Annotated in this window: 19 protein-coding genes; 12 read left to right on the forward strand and 7 right to left on the reverse strand. The window is 70.2% G+C overall.

What is annotated here, in order from left to right; all coding sequences use genetic code 11:
• Nucleotides 1-3: 3 nt before the first annotated feature.
• A complete protein-coding gene (gene flgF / locus RISW2_RS10610; RefSeq protein ID WP_043770342.1) occupies nucleotides 4-747 on the reverse strand; it encodes a flagellar basal-body rod protein FlgF in 744 nt (247 codons plus the stop codon).
• A gap of 98 nt (nucleotides 748-845) precedes the next feature.
• Between flgF and RISW2_RS10615 the strand changes: the two genes are divergently transcribed.
• The 4 genes from RISW2_RS10615 to RISW2_RS10630 all read left to right on the forward strand — a co-directional run bounded on the left by RISW2_RS10615 (nucleotide 846) and on the right by RISW2_RS10630 (nucleotide 6642).
• Nucleotides 846-2708, forward strand: a complete 1863-nt coding sequence (locus RISW2_RS10615) for a hypothetical protein (RefSeq protein ID WP_162164319.1) — start codon at nucleotides 846-848, stop codon at nucleotides 2706-2708.
• A gap of 126 nt (nucleotides 2709-2834) precedes the next feature.
• The gene (locus RISW2_RS10620) at nucleotides 2835-4139 is read left to right on the forward strand and encodes a flagellar hook protein FlgE (protein WP_043770348.1); all 1305 of its coding nucleotides are present in this window, start codon (nucleotides 2835-2837) and stop codon (nucleotides 4137-4139) included.
• A gap of 36 nt (nucleotides 4140-4175) precedes the next feature.
• Entirely contained in the window at nucleotides 4176-5591 is a 1416-nt protein-coding gene (flgK, locus tag RISW2_RS10625; protein ID WP_043770352.1) for a flagellar hook-associated protein FlgK, read from the forward strand.
• A gap of 13 nt (nucleotides 5592-5604) precedes the next feature.
• Nucleotides 5605-6642: a flagellin N-terminal helical domain-containing protein gene (locus RISW2_RS10630; RefSeq protein WP_043770356.1), complete on the forward strand. Its 1038-nt coding sequence runs from the start codon at nucleotides 5605-5607 to the stop codon at nucleotides 6640-6642.
• Between the two features lie 24 nt (nucleotides 6643-6666).
• On the opposite strand, the gene RISW2_RS10635 is transcribed toward RISW2_RS10630, so the two are convergent.
• Nucleotides 6667-7377 carry a response regulator transcription factor gene (locus RISW2_RS10635; protein ID WP_043770360.1) on the reverse strand — a complete coding sequence of 237 codons (711 nt, stop codon included), beginning with the start codon at nucleotides 7375-7377 and terminating at the stop codon, nucleotides 6667-6669.
• A gap of 188 nt (nucleotides 7378-7565) precedes the next feature.
• Here RISW2_RS10635 and RISW2_RS10640 point away from each other — a divergent pair, with 188 nt between their 5' ends.
• The 8 genes from RISW2_RS10640 to RISW2_RS10675 all read left to right on the forward strand — a co-directional run bounded on the left by RISW2_RS10640 (nucleotide 7566) and on the right by RISW2_RS10675 (nucleotide 12907).
• Nucleotides 7566-8684: a flagellar basal body P-ring protein FlgI gene (locus tag RISW2_RS10640; protein WP_051491935.1), complete on the forward strand. Its 1119-nt coding sequence runs from the start codon at nucleotides 7566-7568 to the stop codon at nucleotides 8682-8684.
• 8 nt (nucleotides 8685-8692) lie between these two features.
• Complete coding sequence (locus tag RISW2_RS10645) at nucleotides 8693-8986, forward strand: rod-binding protein (protein ID WP_043770363.1); 294 nt, start codon at nucleotides 8693-8695, stop codon at nucleotides 8984-8986.
• Nucleotides 8983-9372 carry a hypothetical protein gene (locus RISW2_RS10650; protein WP_043770366.1) on the forward strand — a complete coding sequence of 130 codons (390 nt, stop codon included), beginning with the start codon at nucleotides 8983-8985 and terminating at the stop codon, nucleotides 9370-9372. The genes RISW2_RS10645 and RISW2_RS10650 overlap by 4 nt, the downstream gene beginning before the upstream one ends.
• Nucleotides 9373-9486: 114 nt before the next feature.
• Nucleotides 9487-10350 carry a flagellin N-terminal helical domain-containing protein gene (locus tag RISW2_RS10655; protein ID WP_043770369.1) on the forward strand — a complete coding sequence of 288 codons (864 nt, stop codon included), beginning with the start codon at nucleotides 9487-9489 and terminating at the stop codon, nucleotides 10348-10350.
• A gap of 126 nt (nucleotides 10351-10476) precedes the next feature.
• Nucleotides 10477-10875, forward strand: coding sequence for a flagellar biosynthesis regulator FlaF (locus RISW2_RS10660; protein ID WP_043770373.1), 399 nt, complete (start codon nucleotides 10477-10479; stop codon nucleotides 10873-10875).
• 4 nt (nucleotides 10876-10879) lie between these two features.
• Complete coding sequence (locus RISW2_RS10665) at nucleotides 10880-11332, forward strand: flagellar biosynthesis repressor FlbT (RefSeq protein ID WP_084615337.1); 453 nt, start codon at nucleotides 10880-10882, stop codon at nucleotides 11330-11332.
• Complete coding sequence (locus tag RISW2_RS10670; protein ID WP_043770378.1) at nucleotides 11329-12156, forward strand: DUF1217 domain-containing protein; 828 nt, start codon at nucleotides 11329-11331, stop codon at nucleotides 12154-12156. The genes RISW2_RS10665 and RISW2_RS10670 overlap by 4 nt, the downstream gene beginning before the upstream one ends.
• A gap of 19 nt (nucleotides 12157-12175) precedes the next feature.
• Nucleotides 12176-12907, forward strand: a complete 732-nt coding sequence (locus tag RISW2_RS10675) for a sulfotransferase family protein (protein WP_043770381.1) — start codon at nucleotides 12176-12178, stop codon at nucleotides 12905-12907.
• A 51-nt stretch (nucleotides 12908-12958) separates the two neighbouring features.
• Here RISW2_RS10675 and RISW2_RS10680 read toward each other — a convergent pair whose 3' ends face one another.
• From RISW2_RS10680 to fliF, 5 genes are read right to left on the reverse strand one after another with little or no spacing between them, the layout of a single operon-like run.
• Complete coding sequence (locus RISW2_RS10680; protein WP_043770384.1) at nucleotides 12959-14023, reverse strand: flagellar motor switch protein FliG; 1065 nt, start codon at nucleotides 14021-14023, stop codon at nucleotides 12959-12961.
• Between the two features lie 25 nt (nucleotides 14024-14048).
• Entirely contained in the window at nucleotides 14049-14870 is an 822-nt protein-coding gene (gene fliP, locus RISW2_RS10685; protein ID WP_043770387.1) for a flagellar type III secretion system pore protein FliP, read from the reverse strand.
• 4 nt (nucleotides 14871-14874) lie between these two features.
• On the reverse strand, nucleotides 14875-15330 hold the full coding sequence (locus tag RISW2_RS25470; protein ID WP_084615338.1) for a FliM/FliN family flagellar motor switch protein: 456 nt from the start codon (nucleotides 15328-15330) through the stop codon (nucleotides 14875-14877).
• Nucleotides 15323-15991, reverse strand: coding sequence for a FliH/SctL family protein (locus RISW2_RS10695; RefSeq protein ID WP_043770389.1), 669 nt, complete (start codon nucleotides 15989-15991; stop codon nucleotides 15323-15325). The genes RISW2_RS25470 and RISW2_RS10695 overlap by 8 nt, the downstream gene beginning before the upstream one ends.
• A gap of 3 nt (nucleotides 15992-15994) precedes the next feature.
• A complete protein-coding gene (gene fliF, locus RISW2_RS10700; RefSeq protein WP_244437544.1) occupies nucleotides 15995-17707 on the reverse strand; it encodes a flagellar basal-body MS-ring/collar protein FliF in 1713 nt (570 codons plus the stop codon).
• Nucleotides 17708-17740 lie beyond the last annotated feature (33 nt).

A 17740-nucleotide genomic window follows, 5' to 3' on the forward strand; every position in this document is an offset into this window, starting at 1 on the left:
GGGTCAGGCCGGACGGCCCAGCCGCTGGATCGTGTCGCGCTGCAGGTCGCTCGCCGTCTGCGTGAGCTTGGTCGCCCGCTCGTAGGCCCGCTGGATCTCGATCATGCGGGTCATCTCGACCACCGGCTGCACGTTGCTGCCCTCGACCGCGCCCTGGATCATGCGCGTGGCCGCGGCCGGAACCGCCGCCGCCGCGCCGTCCGGCGCCACGAAGAGCCCGTTGCCGAGCCGTTCGAAGGATTGCAGGTCGGGAATGTCGAAGAGCCCGATGCGGCCCAGCATCGCGCCGTCGGCGCCGGTCATCGTGCCGTCCTCGGCGATCGACACCGTCGTTGCCAGTTCCCGCGCGAGCGCCACAGGCGCACCGCCCGCGTCGAGAATGCGGGCGCCGGCGAGCGTCACGAGGTTGCCCTGCGCGTCGACCGTGAGCCGCCCGTCGCGCCCGTAGGCGCGCTGGCCGTCCTCGGTCTCGTAGCCGAACCAGCCCGCCCCCTCGATCGCGAGGTCGAGCGGGTTGCCGCTGTGCTTGAGCGCGCCCTGCGCCGGGTCGACATAGGACCCGCCGTCGACCACGTAGGACATGTCGCCCTCAGGCCCCGCCGCGGCGTTGTGCACGTAAGATTCGAAGGCGACACGCTCGCGCTTGAAGCCCGCCGTGTCGGCGTTCGCGATGTTGTTCGCTGTGACATCCAGATCGCGCCGCAACGCGGCCGCGAGCGATATCGGTATGTAAGCCGAACTCTCCATGACTCGTCTGCTGCCTGCCTCTGGCTGCTTTTATTATACTTGCTTATTTTGAATAAATGACCGATTTTTACGGTTACAGCAAGTATAGAGTTGATCTCGTGTCCGTCTATTCTTGGATCTTTCTCGCGCTGGCCGGTGGAACCGGGTCGTCGTTGTCGTTGCCGGGGGTGCCCCCGGCCGATCTCGCACGCCCTGAGACCCCGCTCGTCTGGCCCGGTGCTGCGCCCGACGACGTCGCCGCCCCCCCGGACGCGGCCGAGACGGTTCCGCCCACGCCGCCCGCGCCGCGGCGGCTGCCCGCGCTCGACCTTGGCCCGCTCGCCGAGGCTCCGTATCTCGAGACCCGCGCCGGCATGCTCGAGGCGCTGGCGGCGGCGCGCGAGTCGCACCGCGCCGGGGTCCTGATCGGCCTCGCTCGCCTGCACCTCGCCCACGGCATGTTTCCCGAGGCGCGGTCGTTCCTGCGTCGCGCCGAGGCCGCGGGCGAGGCGTCGCCGGTCTCCGAGGTGCTGGACCTGGCGCTCCGGGCCTTCGATCCCCGGCGGCACGACCCGGTCCCGGCGGCGGACGCGGCTCCCGAGGGGCCGGACGTGCCGCTCTTTTCGGCGCTCCTTGCGATCGCCGAGGGGCCGACCGGCCCCATCCCGGACTTCGCCGAGGCCATCGACCGCATCGACGCGCTGCCCGTGGCGCTGCAGGCGGTGGCGCTGCCGCCGATGCTCGACCACGCGGTCGGCGCCGAGCGCTGGTGGGAGGCGCGCAAGCTCGCCGGCCGGTTCGAGGAGATCGACGCGCTGCGCGAGGGCAGCGTCTACCACTACCAGCTCGGCCGCGTGGCGGAGGCCGGACGCGAGGACGTCGCGGCCTTCGACAGCTACCTGCGCGCGGCCACGGGGCGGGACGCCGCCGCGCAGCGCGCGCGGCTCGCCCTCGTCGCGCTCGGCCAGCGGACCGGCACGCTCGAGCCGGCCGAGGCGGCCGAAATGCTGCGCGCGGCGCGCAGGCTCTGGCAGGGCGGGCCGCTCGGGCGGCAGACGCTGGCCGCGCTCGCGGCCGCGGACCTCGCGGCGGGCGACCGGGTCTCGGCGCTCGTCGTGCTGCACGACATCCTGCGCGCCTATCCCGACTCGCTCGACGCCCAGAAGGCGCGCGCCGAGGCCGAGGCGCTCCTGGCGCAGGTCTACGGCGAGGGGCTGTCGGGCATCATGCCGCTGCCGGTCTTCATGCAGGCGCACCAGCGTCTGGCCGAAGATTTCCGCATGTCGGGCCTCTTCGATGCCTATTCCGAGTCCTATGCCGGGCTCCTGATGTCGCACGGCTTCACCGCCGCGGCGGCAGAGGAGCTGTCGGTGCTGCGCGACCACGTGGCGGTGGCGCAGGACCTGGGGCTCGGGAAGGCGGAGCCCGCGCGGGACGACCGGCTGCGGCTGGCCGAGGCCGAGGCGCTGATCGCCGGCGGGCGACCCGAGGAGGCGGTGCCGCTCCTGGCCGCGCCTCTCGGCGCCGAGAATCCCGAGCTGTCCGAGCGGCTCTTGCACCTGCGCGCAAGCGTCTTCGAGGCGTCGGGCGACACCGAGGCGCTTCTCGACGCGACGCCGCCCGAGCCGTCGGAGCGGTTCCTGCGGCTCAAGGCCGATGCGCTCTTCGCCCGCGAAAGCTGGTCCGAGGCCTACGAGACCTACCGCGCGCTCTGGGAGCGGGCGCCGGCCGCCATGGCGCCCTCGCGCGCCGCGCGCATGCTGCTTGCCGCCCATCGCAGCGGCAGCAGCGCCGACATCGGCGCGATCGTCGACGCGTTGCCGCAGCTGGCCGAGACGCCCCACTGGGCGGCCATCGCCCGCGAGCTCGCCGCCGACCGGCCTGAGCTCCTGCCACTGCGGCAGAGCATGGTCGAAGCCGAGATCGCCGACGCGCTGCGCACGGTCGAGCGCATCGACAGCCTGTCCGAGCCCGACGGCTGAGGATTGTGGCCAAGGACAGGTCAAGGAATAGCGCGGCAATTCTTTAAACCAGATGAAATCTTTGCCGCCCATCTTGGACCCGAGGCAGGTCCCACAACACCCGGCAAACGGGACAGGAGACAGACGATGAGCATTTCGCAAGCCATGCAGATCGGCGTCAGCGGCCTGACGGCGAACGCCGATCGCGTCGGCAACATCTCGCAGAACATTGCGAACGCGAATACCGACGGCTACCGCCGCAGCTTCTCGCAGCTCGTGACCGAGGTCACCATGAGCCAGGCAAGTTCCAGCGGGGCGGGTGTGCGCGCCGAGGACCGCGCCGAGGTCACGCGCGGCGGCGCCGTGCGCAATACCGGCACCGCGACCGACCTCGCGATCTCGGGCGACGGGTTCTTCGCCGTGTCGCGCAACGCGAACGACACCAACCAGGCGAACTACATGCTGACGCGGGCCGGGTCCTTCCGCGCCGACGACGACGGCAACCTCGTGAACGCGGCCGGCTTCTACCTGTCGGGCTACGCCTACGGACCGGACGGCACGCTCGGCACGCCCGACGGCGCGAGCTTCGGCGACCTCCAGACGGTGAACGTGGGCGGGCGGTCGATCAACGGCGAGGCCTCGACCGCGATGCGCCTCGCGGGCAACCTGCCGTCGCAGGCCACGGGTCTCGCCACGCCGGGCGATCCGTTCGCGTCCTCGGCCGAATACTACACGCCGCTCGGCGCGGCGGAGCGGCTGCGCTTTTCCTGGCAGCCGGGTGCGGCCGACAACGCCTGGTCGCTGACGGTCTCCGACGATGCCGGCCTGCCGCTCGGCTCGGTCGACGTGAGCTTCAACGACAGCGGCGCTGCGGCAGGCGCACCGGCCGCCTATGCCAACGTCACGAACCTCGCCACGGCGCCGTCGGCCTTCGCCTTCGACGTGGCGACAGGCACCGCGACGATCACCGTCGACAACGGCACGGCCCCCCAGGACATCACCCTCGACCTCGGCACACCGGGCACGTTCGACGGGATCACCCAGTTCGCCGGCGACTATACCGGCCTCTCGACCGATGTGGACGGCCGCGAGGCGGGCGTGCTGGCCCGCACCGAGATCGACGAGACGGGCACCGTCTACGGCATCTTCGACAACGGGGCTCGCGTGCCGCTCTACCAGATCCCGCTCGCGACGGTTCCGAACGCCAACGGCCTCGCCCGCGTGGACGGCAACGCGTTCCGGCTGTCGCAGGACAGCGGCCCGCTGAACCTGCTCGCGGCCGGCACCGCCGGCGCAGGCAGCATCAGCGGCGGCGCGCTCGAGGGATCGAATGTCGAGGTCACCTCCGAGCTGACCGACCTCATCCAGGCACAGCGCGCCTATTCCTCGAACGCCAAGATCGTGACCACCTCGAACGAGATGCTGGAAGAGACGCTGCAGCTCAAGCGCTGAGCCTGATCTCTCGCCCGCGCAACAGGGACGCCCGCCATGAGCATCACCTCCGCCTACATGACCAGCCGCAGCGGCCTGACCGTCGCCGCGGGACAGGCAGAACTGGCCTCGTCGAACATCGCCAATGCCGGTCGCGCCGGGTATGTCCGGCGTGACGCCGCGACCAGCGAGGCGCGGTTCGGCGGCGGCGCCGAGATCACCGCGATCCGGCGCGACGTGGACCTGACGCTGCAGTCCCGGCAGCGGATCGAGGGGGCGGGCGCGGCGTTCCAGACCGCGACGGCCTCGGGGCTCGCGGTCTATACCCGCGCGCTCGGGGAACCGGGCGACGGGCGCAACCTCGGCGACCGGATCGGCGAGTTGCAATCCCGGCTCGACCTCCTGTCGGCTGAGCCGGGCGACGCCAACGCGCAGGCCGCGGTGGTGCGCGCCGCGGCGGCGCTGAGCGACACGCTGAACGAGAGCGCGCGTGCCGCGGACACCGCGCGCGAGACCGCGGGCAACGCGATCGATGCCGACATCCTCGAGGCGAACGACCTCCTGGGCGACATCGCGGCCCTCGATTCGCAGATCCGCCTGCAGCCGGGCGGCGACATGTCCGCAGCGGGTCTGCGCGACCGCCGCGACGCGGCGCTCGAGCGGCTTTCGCAGATCATGGACGTGCGGGTACAGACCCGGTCGGACGGCGGCATCGACCTGCACGCCGCGGGCGGCGCGGCGCTGGTCGAGGACGGCGAGGCGGCGACGCTCGTCTACGATCCCGGCAGCGGAACGCTCAGCGCGGGCGGCGTCGACGTGACGCCCGGCCGCGAGGGTGCGCGCGGCATCTCGACCGGATCGCTGTCGGCGCAGATCGTCCTGCGCGACCAGACGCTGCCGGAGATGGCGGCGGCGCTCGACGAGCTGGCCCGCGGCGTCATCGCCACCTTCGAGGCGGCGGACGCGAGCCTCGCGCCGGGGCAGGCGGGCCTCTTCACCGATGCCGGCGGCGCGCTCGATCCCGCCGCGACCGGGGGCCTCGCCGGGCGGATCGCGGTCAACGACGCCGTGCGGCCCGAGGCCGGCGGCGACGTGCGCCGGGTGCGCGACGGAATTGGCGCCCCCGCGGCAGGGGCAGAGTCGGACCCGACGCAGGTCCTGGCCTTCTCCGACGCTCTGAGCGGGACGCAATCCTTCGACGCTTCATTCGGCTTCGGCGGATCGGTCCGGGTGGGCGACTTCGCCGCGCGGCTCATCTCGGACCAGGCGGGCGCCACCTCGGCGGCCTCCAGCGCGGCCGAGGCGCAGCGCGCAGCCGTGGCCTCGATCGCGGCGGAACGCGCCGCGGCCGAAGGCGTGAACATCGACGACGAGCTGCAGAAGCTGCTGGCCATCGAACAATCCTACGCCGCCAACTCGCAGGTCATCACCGCGCTCACGCGCATGGTCGACACCCTGCTCGCGGCGGTCTGAGAAAGGCAGCACCATGGGGATCCCGATTTCCGCTCCGGCAACCTTCGCCTCGCAGATGATGCGGCGCGAGAGCGTCGCGCGCCTGCAGGGCGAGATCGACCGCGCCGCCCAGGAAGTGTCGACAGGCCGCCACGCCGACGCCTACGGCGCGCTCGGCACGCAGGCCGGCCGCGCCATCGGCCTGCATGCCGAACTCGCGCGGGTCGACACGTTCCTGTCGTCGAACAAGATGATCGAGGGTCGGCTCGCGGCGATGGAGGACGCGCTCGGCGCCATGTCCGAGACCGCGCAATCGGTGCTCACGCTGGCCGTCCCGAACCGGGACGAGCCCGCGTTCAGCGCGGCGGAACTCCAGGTCGCGGCGCGCGACGCGCTGACCCGGATCGCAGACATCTCGAACACCACCCATGCCGGGCGGCGGCTCTTCTCGGGTGTCGACAGCGACGGCCCCGGGCTCGTGTCCTGGGGCAGCGCCGGCAGTGGCGGCACCTCGCCCGAGGCGGCGATGCAGGCGATCGTCGCGGGCGGCCCGGCCTCCGCGGCCGATGCGGCGGCGAAATCCGCGGCGGTCGAGGCGCTGTTCTCGGGCGGCTACGAGGGCGTGTTCTACGAGGGCGCGCCGGCAACCGGGCCGCGCCTGTCGGCTGCGATCGACACCGGCGCGGTGCTGGAATACGGCATCCAGGCCGATGACCCGGGCTTCCGCGACGTGGTGCGCGGCCTGTCGATGCTGGCGTCCACGGACGTGTCGCAGATCGAGGACCCGGAGGCCTATGCCGCGTGGATGGGCGATGCGCTCGACGCGCTGTCGCGCGGGATCGACGGCCTGATCCAGGGCGAGGCCCGCACCGGCGAGGCGCGCGGCCATCTCGAGGCGACGACGCTGCGCCTGCAGGACCGGCGCGACCTGCTGCACGGGGAATCGAACGCGCTCGAGGGGGTCGATCCCTACGAGGCCGCGACCCGCATGAGCGACCTCGAGACGCGGCTGCAGGCAAGCTACGCGGTCACCGCGCGGCTGGCGCAGATGTCGTTCCTGAACTTCCTCTGACCATGGGTCGCGGGACGGCGGCGGTCACTCCGCCGCCGTCGCCTGCACCGGTTGCGGCGCGGTGAGCTTGTAGCCCCTCCGGTGCACCGTCTCGATGTAGACGTGGCCCGACGCCGCCGCCGCGGACAGCTTCTTCCGGATCTTGCAGATGTAGACGTCGATCACCTTGTCGAAGGGTTGGTCCTCGGACAGGCCGTAGACGGCGTCGTAGAGCACCTGCTTCGACACCACCCGCGTCGCGTTCAGCGCCAGGTGGCGCAGGATCGCGTGCTCGCGCCGCGACAGGTGCACCGCCACGCCGCAGACGTCGGGATTGCGGCCGTCGAAGTAGACGGTGACCTCGCCCACGGTGGTGCTTTCGGCGGCGTGACCGCCGGCGCGTCGCAGGATCGAGTTGATGCGCGACCGCATCTCCACAGCCTTGATCGGCAACACCACGTCGTCGTCAGCGCCGGCATCGAGCGAGTCGGCCGTGGCGCGCGCGTTGCGCAGGTCGCGCATCACCAGGATCGGACCGTGCAGCTCCGCGCGCCTGAGGTTACGGATGTAGTCGAGCGTCTCCGGCGTGTCCGCCAGCAGGAATGCCGCCCCCTCGGGGCAGGCCACCCGCAGCGTTTCGGGCGGGCGGTCGAGGAAGCGGGCATCCGCGGGCACGGCGACGATGTCGGCCCGCGCAAGCTCGTCGGCCAGCCCCCGGTGCCGCGCGTCGCGCGGTTCGTAGAGATAGATGTTCATCTTGTTCTGCCTCAGGTCGCGCGGACGGTCTCTTTTCCGGATTCCGCCGCCCTGCGCATTTCTGCTCTTCTTGTGACCCCTATAAGAATAGACAAGAATAAAAATGGCAAGAATTGTTTTTTGTTCTGTCATTTCTTGTCCATATGTGGTCTTGTTCACGCAAAAGAGGCAGGAAAAACGAGGCAGAGATGGCGCGCTGGAAATTCGGCGCGCGGGCCGTCTGGGCCGTCCTCGCGCTGTGTGCGGGGCTGGTCGCGGAAGGCGCCGTCGCGCAGGTGCGGATCAAGGACATCGCCACCTTCGAAGGGGTGCGCGAGAACCAGCTCGTGGGATACGGGCTCGTGGTCGGCCTCAACGGCACGGGCGACAGCCTGCGCAACAGCCCGTTCACCGAGAAGAGCATCGAGGGCATGCTGGAACGCCTGGGTGTCGGCAACCTGTCGGACGACAACATCCGCACGCAGAACACCGCCGCGGTGATGGTGACGGCGATGCTGCCGCCCTTCGCGCGCCGGGGATCGACCATCGACGTGGTCGTGTCGTCGCTCGGCGATGCGAGTTCGCTCCGGGGCGGGACGCTGATCGTCACGCCGCTGTCCGGCGCGGACGGCGAGGTCTACGCCGTGGCTCAGGGCCCGATCGCGGTCGCGGGCTACGCCGCGCAGGGCCTCAACGCCTCGATCGTCGAGGGCGTGCCCACGGTGGCCCGGATCGAGAACGGCGCGACGGTCGAGAACGAGATCGGCTTCGAGCTTGATTCGCTGCGCTCGATCCGGATCGCGTTGCGCGATCCCGACTTCACAACAGCGGTGCGCGTGGCCGACGCGATCAACCGCGCGCTTGGCGGCAATACCGCCCGCGCGCTCGACCCTTCGACGGTCGAGGTCGAGCCATACGGCAAGACCGACCTCATGGGCGCGATGGCCGCGATCGAGCGGCTCGAGGTCGAACCCGACGTGCGTGCCAAGGTGGTCATCGACGCGCGGTCCGGCACCATCGTCATGGGCGGCAACGTCCGCATCGACGAGGTGGCGGTCAGCCAGGGCGGCCTCACCGTCATGGTGCGCGAGGAGATCCAGGTCAGCCAGCCCGAACCGATCTCGATCGGTGAGACGGTCGTGGTGCCGCAGACCACGGTGGAGGTCACCGAACAGCCGGCACGATTCGCCATTCTCGACGGCGGCGTGAGCCTGCAGCGGCTGGTGGACGGGCTGAACGCCATCGGCGTCGGCGCGACCGAGACGATCTCGATCCTGCAGGCGATCAAGGCGGCGGGCGCGCTGCACGCCGACATGGAAATCATCTGAGGCAGATCATGGACATACCCGTGTCGATCCCGCCGCTCGCGCCGATGGCGTCGCGGCCCGAGAATGCCGCCGATCCCGCGCAGGCCGCCCGCGACTTCGAGGCTGCCTTCCTGTCGCAGGCGGTGGACCAGATGCTGCAGACCGCGGGCGAGGACATCATGGGCGGCGGCCAGGCCGGCGAGGCGTGGCGGTCCTTCCTGTCGAACGCGGTCGCGGACGCCATCGCCGACCAGTCGCGCACCGGCATCGCCCAGAGCGTCGCGGCGGCCATCGGCGCCTATCGCCGGGGGGCGGGCGCATGATCGGGCGCAAGGGCGATCCGGACCTGCACGCGCTCCGCGCGCTGCTGGAACGCGAGAACACGGCACTCGACCGCGGCGACACGCGCAAGGCGCTGGCCCTCGTGCCCGAGAAGGAGGCGCTGCTGTCGCGGCTCGAAAGCCGCGGCACCGACCTGCGCGCGCGCGCCGAGGCCGACGCCGCGCTGCGCGCGTCGCTTCTGTCGCTGCAGGCGCTGCTGGCGCGGAACGCCGCGCGCATCGACCGGCTGCGCATTGCCGCGGGCGAGATGGCGGCCGACCTCGTGCGCCTGCGCGAGCGGCACGGGCTCGGCGGGCTTTATGGCCGGGACGGCGACGCACGCCAGAAAGACGTGGCCGCGATGCCACGCATCGATCGGGAGGTCTGACGTTAACTTCGGTGAAACTTCTTCACCCAACTTCCGACACGTGGACCTGACAAAGAAGGTCTGCAGGCCGTCAGAAGGACAGCCAAGAAACAGGAAAGTACAGGAGCAGAAACCATGTCTTCCATCAATACCAACGCTTCGGCGATGACCGCGCTGTCCACCCTCCGCAACATCAACCGCGACCTCGAGGGCGCGCAGGACCGCATCTCGACCGGCCTCAAGATTTCCTCGGGCAAGGACAACGCCGCCTATTTCGCCATCTCCAAGACGATGAGCGGCGACAGCAGCATGTACAAGGCGATCGACGAGAGCCTGACGCTGCAGCAGAACTCGGTCTCGACCGCGCGCCTTGGTGCCGAAACCGTTGCCGACCTGGCCGACGAGTTCCTCGAGCGCGTCGCGTTCGCCCAGGGCTCGGCCGGTGACCAGTCCGCGCGCACGGACATCCAGACCGAACTGAACGAGCTGGCGGCACGGATCCAGACCGTGATCGACCAGTCCACGTTCAACGGCGAGAGCCTCGTGAAGGGGGCCGTCGACAGCGTCACCGCGGTGACCGTCGTCACCGGCATCACCCGCAGCGCATCGGGCGTCAGCACCACGACGATCACCTACGACCGTCAGGACCTGACCGCCATCCAGTCGACGCTGGCCAACATCGACATCAGCAGCGCGGCTTCGGCGGCCTCGGCCGCCACGGTGCTGTCGCAGGCGCTCACCGATGCGCAGGGCGCGCTCGACGCGGCGATCACGTCGGCCACCGCGCTCGGCGTGGCGGAAAAGTCGATCGAGACCCAGAAGCAGTTCCTCGGCGAACTGACCGACCGGATCGACGTCGGCGTGGGCTCGATGGTCGACGCCAACATGGAGGAAGAGGCCGCGCGGCTTCAGGCTCTGCAGGTGCAGCAGCAGCTCGCCACGCAGTCCCTGTCGATCGCCAACCAGGCCCCGCAGAACATCCTCAGCCTCTTTCGCTGACCGGGTCTCTTCTCCGTTCGAGTAACGAGTGACGTCGGACCCGGCACCGCCGGGTCCGACTGACGAACGGCCGGACACAGAAGCCGGTCCAACGGGCGAACAGACCAGAAGAGGCAAGAGGAAAACATGAGCATCGCAGCCTACAAGCAGACGATCCGGGAAAGCGAATCGCCCCGTCAGATCGAACGCCGCGTGCTGACCCGCGTCACCGCCGCCCTCGAGCGGCACGCGGAAGGGTTCGACACCGCCGTCCCGGGACGGCGCCATTTCATCCTAGCGCAGGGCCTGCGCGAGGCGCTGACCGACAACCAGGCGCTGTGGCGCGCGCTGCGCCACGACCTCGCCGACAGCGGCAACCGCCTGCCCGAGGGCATCCGCGCCGCGCTCATCTCGATCTCGCTCTGGGTCGACCGCCAGTCGACGCAGGTCCTGGGCGGCAAGCCCGGCCTCGACGCCCTGATCGAGGTCAATCGCCGCATCATCGCCGGCCTCGCGGGCCAGGCGCCGCGTCCAGGGGAGGTGTGATCCGATGCCGCTCAGCCTCACGCTCCGGCCGAACGAACGGTTGGTGGTCAACGGGTGCGCGATCCGCAACTCGAACCGCCGTCACACCATCCTCATCGAAAGCCGCGCGGATGTCGTGCGCTCCTCCGACCTGCTCGAGGAAAGCTCCGCGAACACGCCGGTGACCCGCGTCTACTTCAAGATCCAGACCGCGCTCATCTACGCCAAGATGCGCGACGACCTCGTGCCGCTGATCCAGCGCGGACTGGCCGAGCTTGCCACCGTGTTCGGCGGCGCCTCTCTGTCGGCGATCTTCGAGGCGGCCAACTATGTCAGCCAGGCCAATTACTACATGGCGCTGGCCGAACTGCGCCCGGTGATCGAGCACGAGGCCAAGCTGCTCGAGAAGATCGCGCACAAGACCGGGGAAGACGCCGGCTCGATTCCGAGCGAGGCGGCGGGGATCGCGGCGGAATGATCCCGATCGGCGGCATGACCGGGCAGACGGCCCTGACGCTGGTCAAGGCCACCGAGGACCGCGCGCGCGAGCTGATCCGGACATCGGCGCAGCACGAGCGCGCGATCTCGCATTTCCGCGAGAACATCGCCGACGTGAACTCGGTGGACGACCTGATGGCCGACCCCGAGCTCTACGGCTTCGTCATGCGCGCCTTCGATCTCGAGGACCAGATCTTCGGCAAGGCGCTCATGTCCAAGATGCTGAAGAGCGACATCGCCGAGCCCGATGCGCTGGTGAACCGGCTGTCCGACCCCCGGTTCAAGGAACTCTACAACGCGCTCGGCTTCGGTCCCGAGGGGGTCAACACGCTCAACACGATCAGCAGCCGCTGGCGCGAGGAGGTGGTCGACCGCTACGTGACACGGCAGATGATCGACACCTACAACGACCAGAACGAGACGGTCGGCCGCGCGCTCGACTTCCGCGAGAAGATCGGCGGCGTCAGGAACTACTTCGACATCCTCAAGGACCAGGACCTGTCGGTGGTCATGCGCACCGCATTCGGCATCCCCGATGCGGTGGCGGGCATCGACATCGACCGCCAGGCCGAGATCCTCGCCGACAAGTTCGACCTCGAGTCCCTCAAAGACCCCGAGGAGATCGACCGCATCATGCGGCTCTACGTGACGCTGACCGACGCGAGGAACGGCGTGGCCGGCCTGTCCGCCGGAAGCGCCGCGGTGCAGATGCTGTCGACCGGCCTGAACAGGGGCGGCGCGTTCACGCCCATCACCATCGACATCGCCGCGATCAGCGCGCGGCCCGCGAACCCCTACGGCTGAACCCGGACAGGAGATTCCCATGGACCGACACATCCTCATCGCGGGGCAGGGCCGGGCCGGCACGACGCTCTTCTACAACATGCTGCGCCAGACGCTGCAGGGCTTCAGGCTGCCCGCGCGCGAGGTGCCCGCGGCGGGCTACGTCGCGCTGCCGGGCAGCTACGTGACCAAGCGCCCGCTCGACATCTTCGACATCCCGGGCATCCTGAAGCTCAACGACAACCAGAAACGCGTGGACCTGATCGTGTCGCTGCGCGACCCGCGCGACCTTTTGACAAGCCGCCATGCGAGCGTGCCGGACGACTATTTCTGCCATGCGGACCGCACCTACTTCGTGCCGCCCGACGGCAGCGCGCCGATGCTGACGAACCCGGGCCTCATCCCGACGCACCACGCCATCGCCGAGGTCGCCATGTCGGGCGTCTTTCCGCAGGGCGTGTTCCTGCTGAAATACGAACGCCTCGTGGCCGACCCCGAGGCGATGCAGGCGCAGCTCGCCCGCGACCTCGGGCTCGAGTTCGAGGGCCGCTTCTCGGATTTCCACAAGGCCGAGATCCCGGCCGACCTGCAGCGCGCGCTGAACGGCGTGCGGCCGGTGCAGCGCACCGAGATCCCGCGCTGGCAACGCCCCGAGCACCGCGCGCGCATCATCGACCAGTTCACCCGGTTCCCGGAACTCTTCGACATCCTCGTGGCGCTCGACTACGAGGACGACAACCGCTGGTTCGACAGCTTCCGCGCCGCCGCCTGAGGCACCGCGCGCGGCACCGGGGCTGCCCGGACCCGCGCGCAGGCCGGGCCCTCAGCCCATCAGTTCCTCTTCCTCGGCGCCGATCGGCAGGACGATGACCTCGTCCGCCGCGAGCTGGCGCGCGCAGTCCAGCATCGCCGTCTGCGCGGCACGCACGTCGCGCGCGCGCACCTGGCCCATGGTGCGCAGCTCGTCCTCGAGCATGTCGCGCGACCGCTGGGGCAGGGCGGCGAAGAAGCGTTCCAGTACCGCGGCCTTCGCGCCCTTCAGCGCCATGGGCAGGGTGTTGCCGTCCACGCCGCGCATCACCCGCACGAGGCTCTGGGTGTCGAGCTTCACCAGGTCGTCGAAGGTGAACATCTTCTGGCGGATCGCCGGGAAGTCGTCGGGCATCTTCTCCTCGAGCCTCGGGGCGAGCCGTTCGAACGTGTCGTTGTCGAGCCGGTTGAAGAGCTCGGCCATCCGCTTTTCCTTCTCGGCGGCGGTCGGCTGCGCGGCGACCTCGGCCATGTCGCGGTTCAGCGCCTCCTCGATGTGGCGCATCATGTGGTGCGGCACGGCGTCCATGCGGATCATGCGCTCGAGGATGCTGATCATGCGCTCCTCGCCGAGGAGCGGCAGCACGTTCGCCGCGACCGACGTCACGAGGTTCGACAGGATCGCGGCGGCTGTCTGGTCGTGCTCGCCGCGCAGGTAGTTCGCGATCGTGGTCTCGTTCAGCGCGCTGAACCGGGCCCAGAGGTCGCGTTCCTGCAGGGGCCCCCGGATCTCGCGCAGGATCGAGCTGACCTGGTCCTCGGGCAGCACCTTGCGCAGCATGGATTCCGCCATGGTGTACGAGCCGACGACGCTGCCGCCATTCGCGACGGTCTCGCCGAATTCGCGCATGACCTTCTCGACCGAGGGCGCGGGGATGATGCCGAGTCCTGCCATCGCGTGGGTGATCTTTCGGATCTCGTCCTCCGAGAGCCGTTTCATCAGGGTGGTGCCGCGTTCCTCGCCGAGGCAGAGGAACAGCACCGCCGCCTTTTCGGGGCCGCGCAGGGATTGCGGCAGGCCCGATGTCGCGCGGGCCGGGGTGGAGATGGTCTTGCGTTCCATGGTTGCGGCGCTCATCGCTCTCGCTCCCTCTGCGTTGCGTTCATCCGCCGCCCGCGAGCGGCAGATAGCTTTCCATCAGGCTGCCCGCGAGCATGTACCAACCGTCGATCAGCACGAAGAAGATCACCTTGAACGGCAGCGAGATCAGGACGGGGGGAAGCATCATCATGCCCGCGCTCATCAGGATCGAGGCCACGATCAGGTCGATCGCCACGAAGGGCAGGTAGATCAGGAAACCGATGGCGAAGGCGCGCCGCAGCTCCGAGATCATGAAGGCCGGGACCAGCGACCGCCAGCTCGCCTCATCGGCGGTCGCGGCGGGCGGCTCGTTCGCCTCGGGCGTCGCGCCCTCGGACCGCGCCGCGATGTCCTCGAACAGCGCCAGGTCCTTCGGCCGCGTGTTGGCGAACATGAAGGTCTTGAACGGTGCCCCCATGCGCTCGATCGCCTGCCGCTCGGTGATCGTGTTCTCGAGCAGCGGCTCGAGGCCGTCCTCCCACGCGTCGACGAGGACCGGCTGCATGACGAAGAACGTCATGAAGAGCGCCATCGCCGACAGCACCATGTTGGGTGGCGTCTGGTTGAGCCCGAGCGCCGAGCGCAGGATCGAGAACACGATGACGAAGCGCGTGAAGCTCGTCATCACGACAAGGAGCCCCGGCGCGATCGACAGCACCGTGAAGAGCGCCAGCAGCTGGACGATGCGGCCCGAGAGCTGCGCGTTCTCGTCCGATCCGGGCTGCGCGTCCGACAGCGCGTCGGAGAGCGCACCGAGAAAGCCGCCGGCCTCCTGTGCCGTGGCGGGCAGGGCCGCGAGCGCGAGGAGCGCCGCGGCGGAAAGGAGGGCGGCAGCCCGGCTCATGCGCTCAGAATTCGCTCACGTGGTCGCGCACGATCTCGGTCAGGGACACGCCGATGCGGTCGCCCGCGAGCTTGACCAGTTCCCCGCGCGCCACGAGGCGGTCGTTGACCACCAGCTCCACCGGCTCCCCGATCCGCTGGTCGAGCTCGATCACCGATCCGCGCGTCAGCTTCAGCAGCGTCGAGATCGGCATGCGGCAATCGCCCAGCACCACCTTGACCTCGAGATCGACGTTCAGCATCGCCTGGATGCTGCGGCCCGCCACGCCGTCGCCCTCGGGCTTCGCAGTGGTGGTGACCGACTGGCTCTCGTCGAATTCCGGGATCGTCGCGCCGAAATCCTGGTCGCCGGTGGCATCGTCCGCGGCAGCGGGCGCCTCGGCCACGCCGACGCCGGCGGATGCCTCGCGGGGCTCCTCTGCGGGCTTGCCGCGCGGGCTCGTCTTCCTGTCGTCACTCATCGGCTATGCTCCGTCCCGGTGCCGGCCTGACGCCGGTCTCCTTCGCCTCGCGCAGCGTCGCGATCACGCGGTCGCAGAGCGACGCAAAGTGCGTTTCCATGAACCCGTTGTTCCATTCCACCCGGCCGTCGCCGGGCCCGAGCGTGTCGTCGCGGATGATCTCGATCCGCGCGTCGAGCCCGAGCGCCTCGGCCTCCGCCTCGATCCCGGGGCCAAGCCGCTCGGCGCTGTCGGAGGACAGGCGCACGCGCACGCGGCCCGCCCCGAGCGTGAGCTTGAGCGCCGCCAGCACCTCGGTCCGGAGGCGCCCGGGTCCGAGCCTGCCCAGGATTTCCGGCGCGAACTTCTCGCAGAGCGCAAAGGCGAAGTCGGCGGCGTCGGCCTCGAGCTGTGCGCGGTGCAGGTCGGTCGCCGCGACGAGGTCCTGCATGCCGGCGGCCAGCGTGCCGAGCGCCGAGAGCCTCAGGCGCTGCATCTCGGCGTGGGCTTCGGCCATCGCGATGCGGTGTCCCTCGACGCGCCCGTCCTCGAACCCTTCGCGACGCGCGGCCTCGATGCGGCCGAGAATCTCGTCCTCGGCCGCGTCCTCGGCGGCGATGCCCACGCCGCCGCGCTCGATCTCGATCTCCCGGTCGAAGTCCCGGTCAAAGACGAAGCGCATGGATCAGGCCCCCTCGGCCAGCCAGTGGCGCAGCACCCGGATCGACTCGTCGGGTTCGGCGTCCACCAGTTCCCCCACCGACTGGACGCGGCGGCGGCGCACGCCCCCGCGGACCGACGCGAGGGACACGAGGTCGTCGGGCGCGTCGTCGTCGATGATGCCGTCGAGGGCGGGCTCGATGCGCGTCACGCGCCCGTCGTCGCCGGTGATCATGCGCCGGCCGGGATTGGCCGGGATTTGCGGCCGCGCCACGTCGGTGCCGACCTGCTGCGGCGCGGCCTCGCCCTTCGGCAGGGCCGCCGCGTCGGCGTCCGGTGCGGGCGCCGGCGGCGCGTCGAGCGCGCGGCGCAGCGCGGGTCGCACCGCGAAGACGAGGATCGCCACCACGATGGCGAGCGCCAGCACGCCGCGCAGGATCGACATCATGTTCCGCGCGAGAAGGTCGCCCAGCAGGCTGCCCTGCGCGAGGCCGGTATCCTCCTCGAAGGTCATGAACTGCAGCGATTCCACCGACACCGTGTCGCCGCGCTCGGCATCGAAGCCGATGGCGGAGCGCACGAGCCGCTCGATGCGCTCGATCTCCTCCGGGGTGCGCTCGCGGTAGACGGCGGCGCCGTTCGGACCGGTCTCGTAGATGCCGTTGACCAGCACCGCGACCGACACGCGCTCCACGTCGCCCGGCTCGCGCACCGTCTCGGACAGGGTCGATCCGATCTCGTAGTTCACGATCTCGTCCGACTGGGTCGACCGCGAGGAGGACCGCGGCCCGTCCTCGGCCGCATCGGCCAATTCGGGCGGCAGCTGGTTCGCGACGCCGACCTGGCCCGCGGCGGCCTCCGAGCCCTCGGTCGCCTCCTCCCGCGTCTCGGTCGAGCGGATCACCTGCTGGTCGGGGTCGAAGCTTTCCTGCCGGATGACCTGCCGCTCGGTGCTGAGGTCCACGCGCGCCTGCACCCGCACGTTTGCGGCGCCCACGCGCGCGGCGAGGATCTCGGTCACGCTGCGCGACAGGCGCTCCTCCATGGCGGCCTGGTCGCTTGTCACCGCCGCCTCGCCGGGCAGGTCGCTGTCGCGCCCGAGGATCGTCTCGCCGCTGGCCGACAGCACGGTGACGGCGCCGGGAGACATGTCGGGCACGGCCGAGGCCACGAGCGCGCGGATCGCCAGCGCCTGCCGCCGGCTGATCGCGTAGCCGGCGCGCGACCGCACGATGACCGACGCGGTGGCCTCGGGACGGGTGCGCGAGAAGGCCTCGCGTTCGGGAATGACGAGGTGAACGCGCGCGGCCTCGATCCCGTCGATGGTGCGGACCGAGCGCGACAGCTCGCCCTCGAGCGCGCGGAGCCGGTTCACCCGCTGCATGAAGGTGTTCATGCCAAGCCCGCTTGCGTCGTCGAACAGCTCCCAGCCGGGCGTGCCCTGCGAGGGCAGACCCTGGTCGGCGAGCGTCATGCGGGCCCGGGCGATGTCGGCCTCGGGCACGCTGACCACCGATCCTGCGCGGTCGAGCTCGACGCGGAAGCCCGCCTGCTCCAACGTGCTGACGATGCGGCTCGCCGATGCCGGGTCGAGGTCGCCGTAGAGCGGCCGGAAGGACGGTGTCATCACCGTGCCGAGCCCGAGCACCAGGAGGAGCACGAGACCGACGCCTGTCGCACCAAGGGCGATCAGTCGCCCGCGGCCGAGCGCCATGAGATTCTGAGTGAGCACGTTCACAGCTGCTCTGCCTGTTTCTGCCTCGTGCACGTT

Origin of the sequence: Roseivivax isoporae LMG 25204 (assembly GCF_000521865.1) — a bacterium.
Taxonomy (GTDB): Bacteria; Pseudomonadota; Alphaproteobacteria; order Rhodobacterales; family Rhodobacteraceae; genus Roseivivax; species Roseivivax isoporae.

What these genes read in the sequence shown, in the direction of transcription:
- flgF (WP_043770342.1), bottom strand. Translation starts at nt 747, where the DNA reads ATGGAGAGTTCGGCTTACATACCGATATCGCTCGCGGCCGCGTTGCGG.
- RISW2_RS10620 (WP_043770348.1), top strand. Translation starts at nt 2,835, where the DNA reads ATGAGCATTTCGCAAGCCATGCAGATCGGCGTCAGCGGCCTGACGGCG.
- flgK (WP_043770352.1), top strand. Translation starts at nt 4,176, where the DNA reads ATGAGCATCACCTCCGCCTACATGACCAGCCGCAGCGGCCTGACCGTC.
- RISW2_RS10630 (WP_043770356.1), top strand. Translation starts at nt 5,605, where the DNA reads ATGGGGATCCCGATTTCCGCTCCGGCAACCTTCGCCTCGCAGATGATG.
- RISW2_RS10635 (WP_043770360.1), bottom strand. Translation starts at nt 7,377, where the DNA reads ATGAACATCTATCTCTACGAACCGCGCGACGCGCGGCACCGGGGGCTG.
- RISW2_RS10640 (WP_051491935.1), top strand. Translation starts at nt 7,566, where the DNA reads ATGGCGCGCTGGAAATTCGGCGCGCGGGCCGTCTGGGCCGTCCTCGCG.
- RISW2_RS10645 (WP_043770363.1), top strand. Translation starts at nt 8,693, where the DNA reads ATGGACATACCCGTGTCGATCCCGCCGCTCGCGCCGATGGCGTCGCGG.
- RISW2_RS10650 (WP_043770366.1), top strand. Translation starts at nt 8,983, where the DNA reads ATGATCGGGCGCAAGGGCGATCCGGACCTGCACGCGCTCCGCGCGCTG.
- RISW2_RS10655 (WP_043770369.1), top strand. Translation starts at nt 9,487, where the DNA reads ATGTCTTCCATCAATACCAACGCTTCGGCGATGACCGCGCTGTCCACC.
- RISW2_RS10660 (WP_043770373.1), top strand. Translation starts at nt 10,477, where the DNA reads ATGAGCATCGCAGCCTACAAGCAGACGATCCGGGAAAGCGAATCGCCC.
- RISW2_RS10665 (WP_084615337.1), top strand. Translation starts at nt 10,880, where the DNA reads ATGCCGCTCAGCCTCACGCTCCGGCCGAACGAACGGTTGGTGGTCAAC.
- RISW2_RS10670 (WP_043770378.1), top strand. Translation starts at nt 11,329, where the DNA reads ATGATCCCGATCGGCGGCATGACCGGGCAGACGGCCCTGACGCTGGTC.
- RISW2_RS10675 (WP_043770381.1), top strand. Translation starts at nt 12,176, where the DNA reads ATGGACCGACACATCCTCATCGCGGGGCAGGGCCGGGCCGGCACGACG.
- RISW2_RS10680 (WP_043770384.1), bottom strand. Translation starts at nt 14,023, where the DNA reads ATGAGCGCCGCAACCATGGAACGCAAGACCATCTCCACCCCGGCCCGC.
- fliP (WP_043770387.1), bottom strand. Translation starts at nt 14,870, where the DNA reads ATGAGCCGGGCTGCCGCCCTCCTTTCCGCCGCGGCGCTCCTCGCGCTC.
- RISW2_RS25470 (WP_084615338.1), bottom strand. Translation starts at nt 15,330, where the DNA reads ATGAGTGACGACAGGAAGACGAGCCCGCGCGGCAAGCCCGCAGAGGAG.
- RISW2_RS10695 (WP_043770389.1), bottom strand. Translation starts at nt 15,991, where the DNA reads ATGCGCTTCGTCTTTGACCGGGACTTCGACCGGGAGATCGAGATCGAG.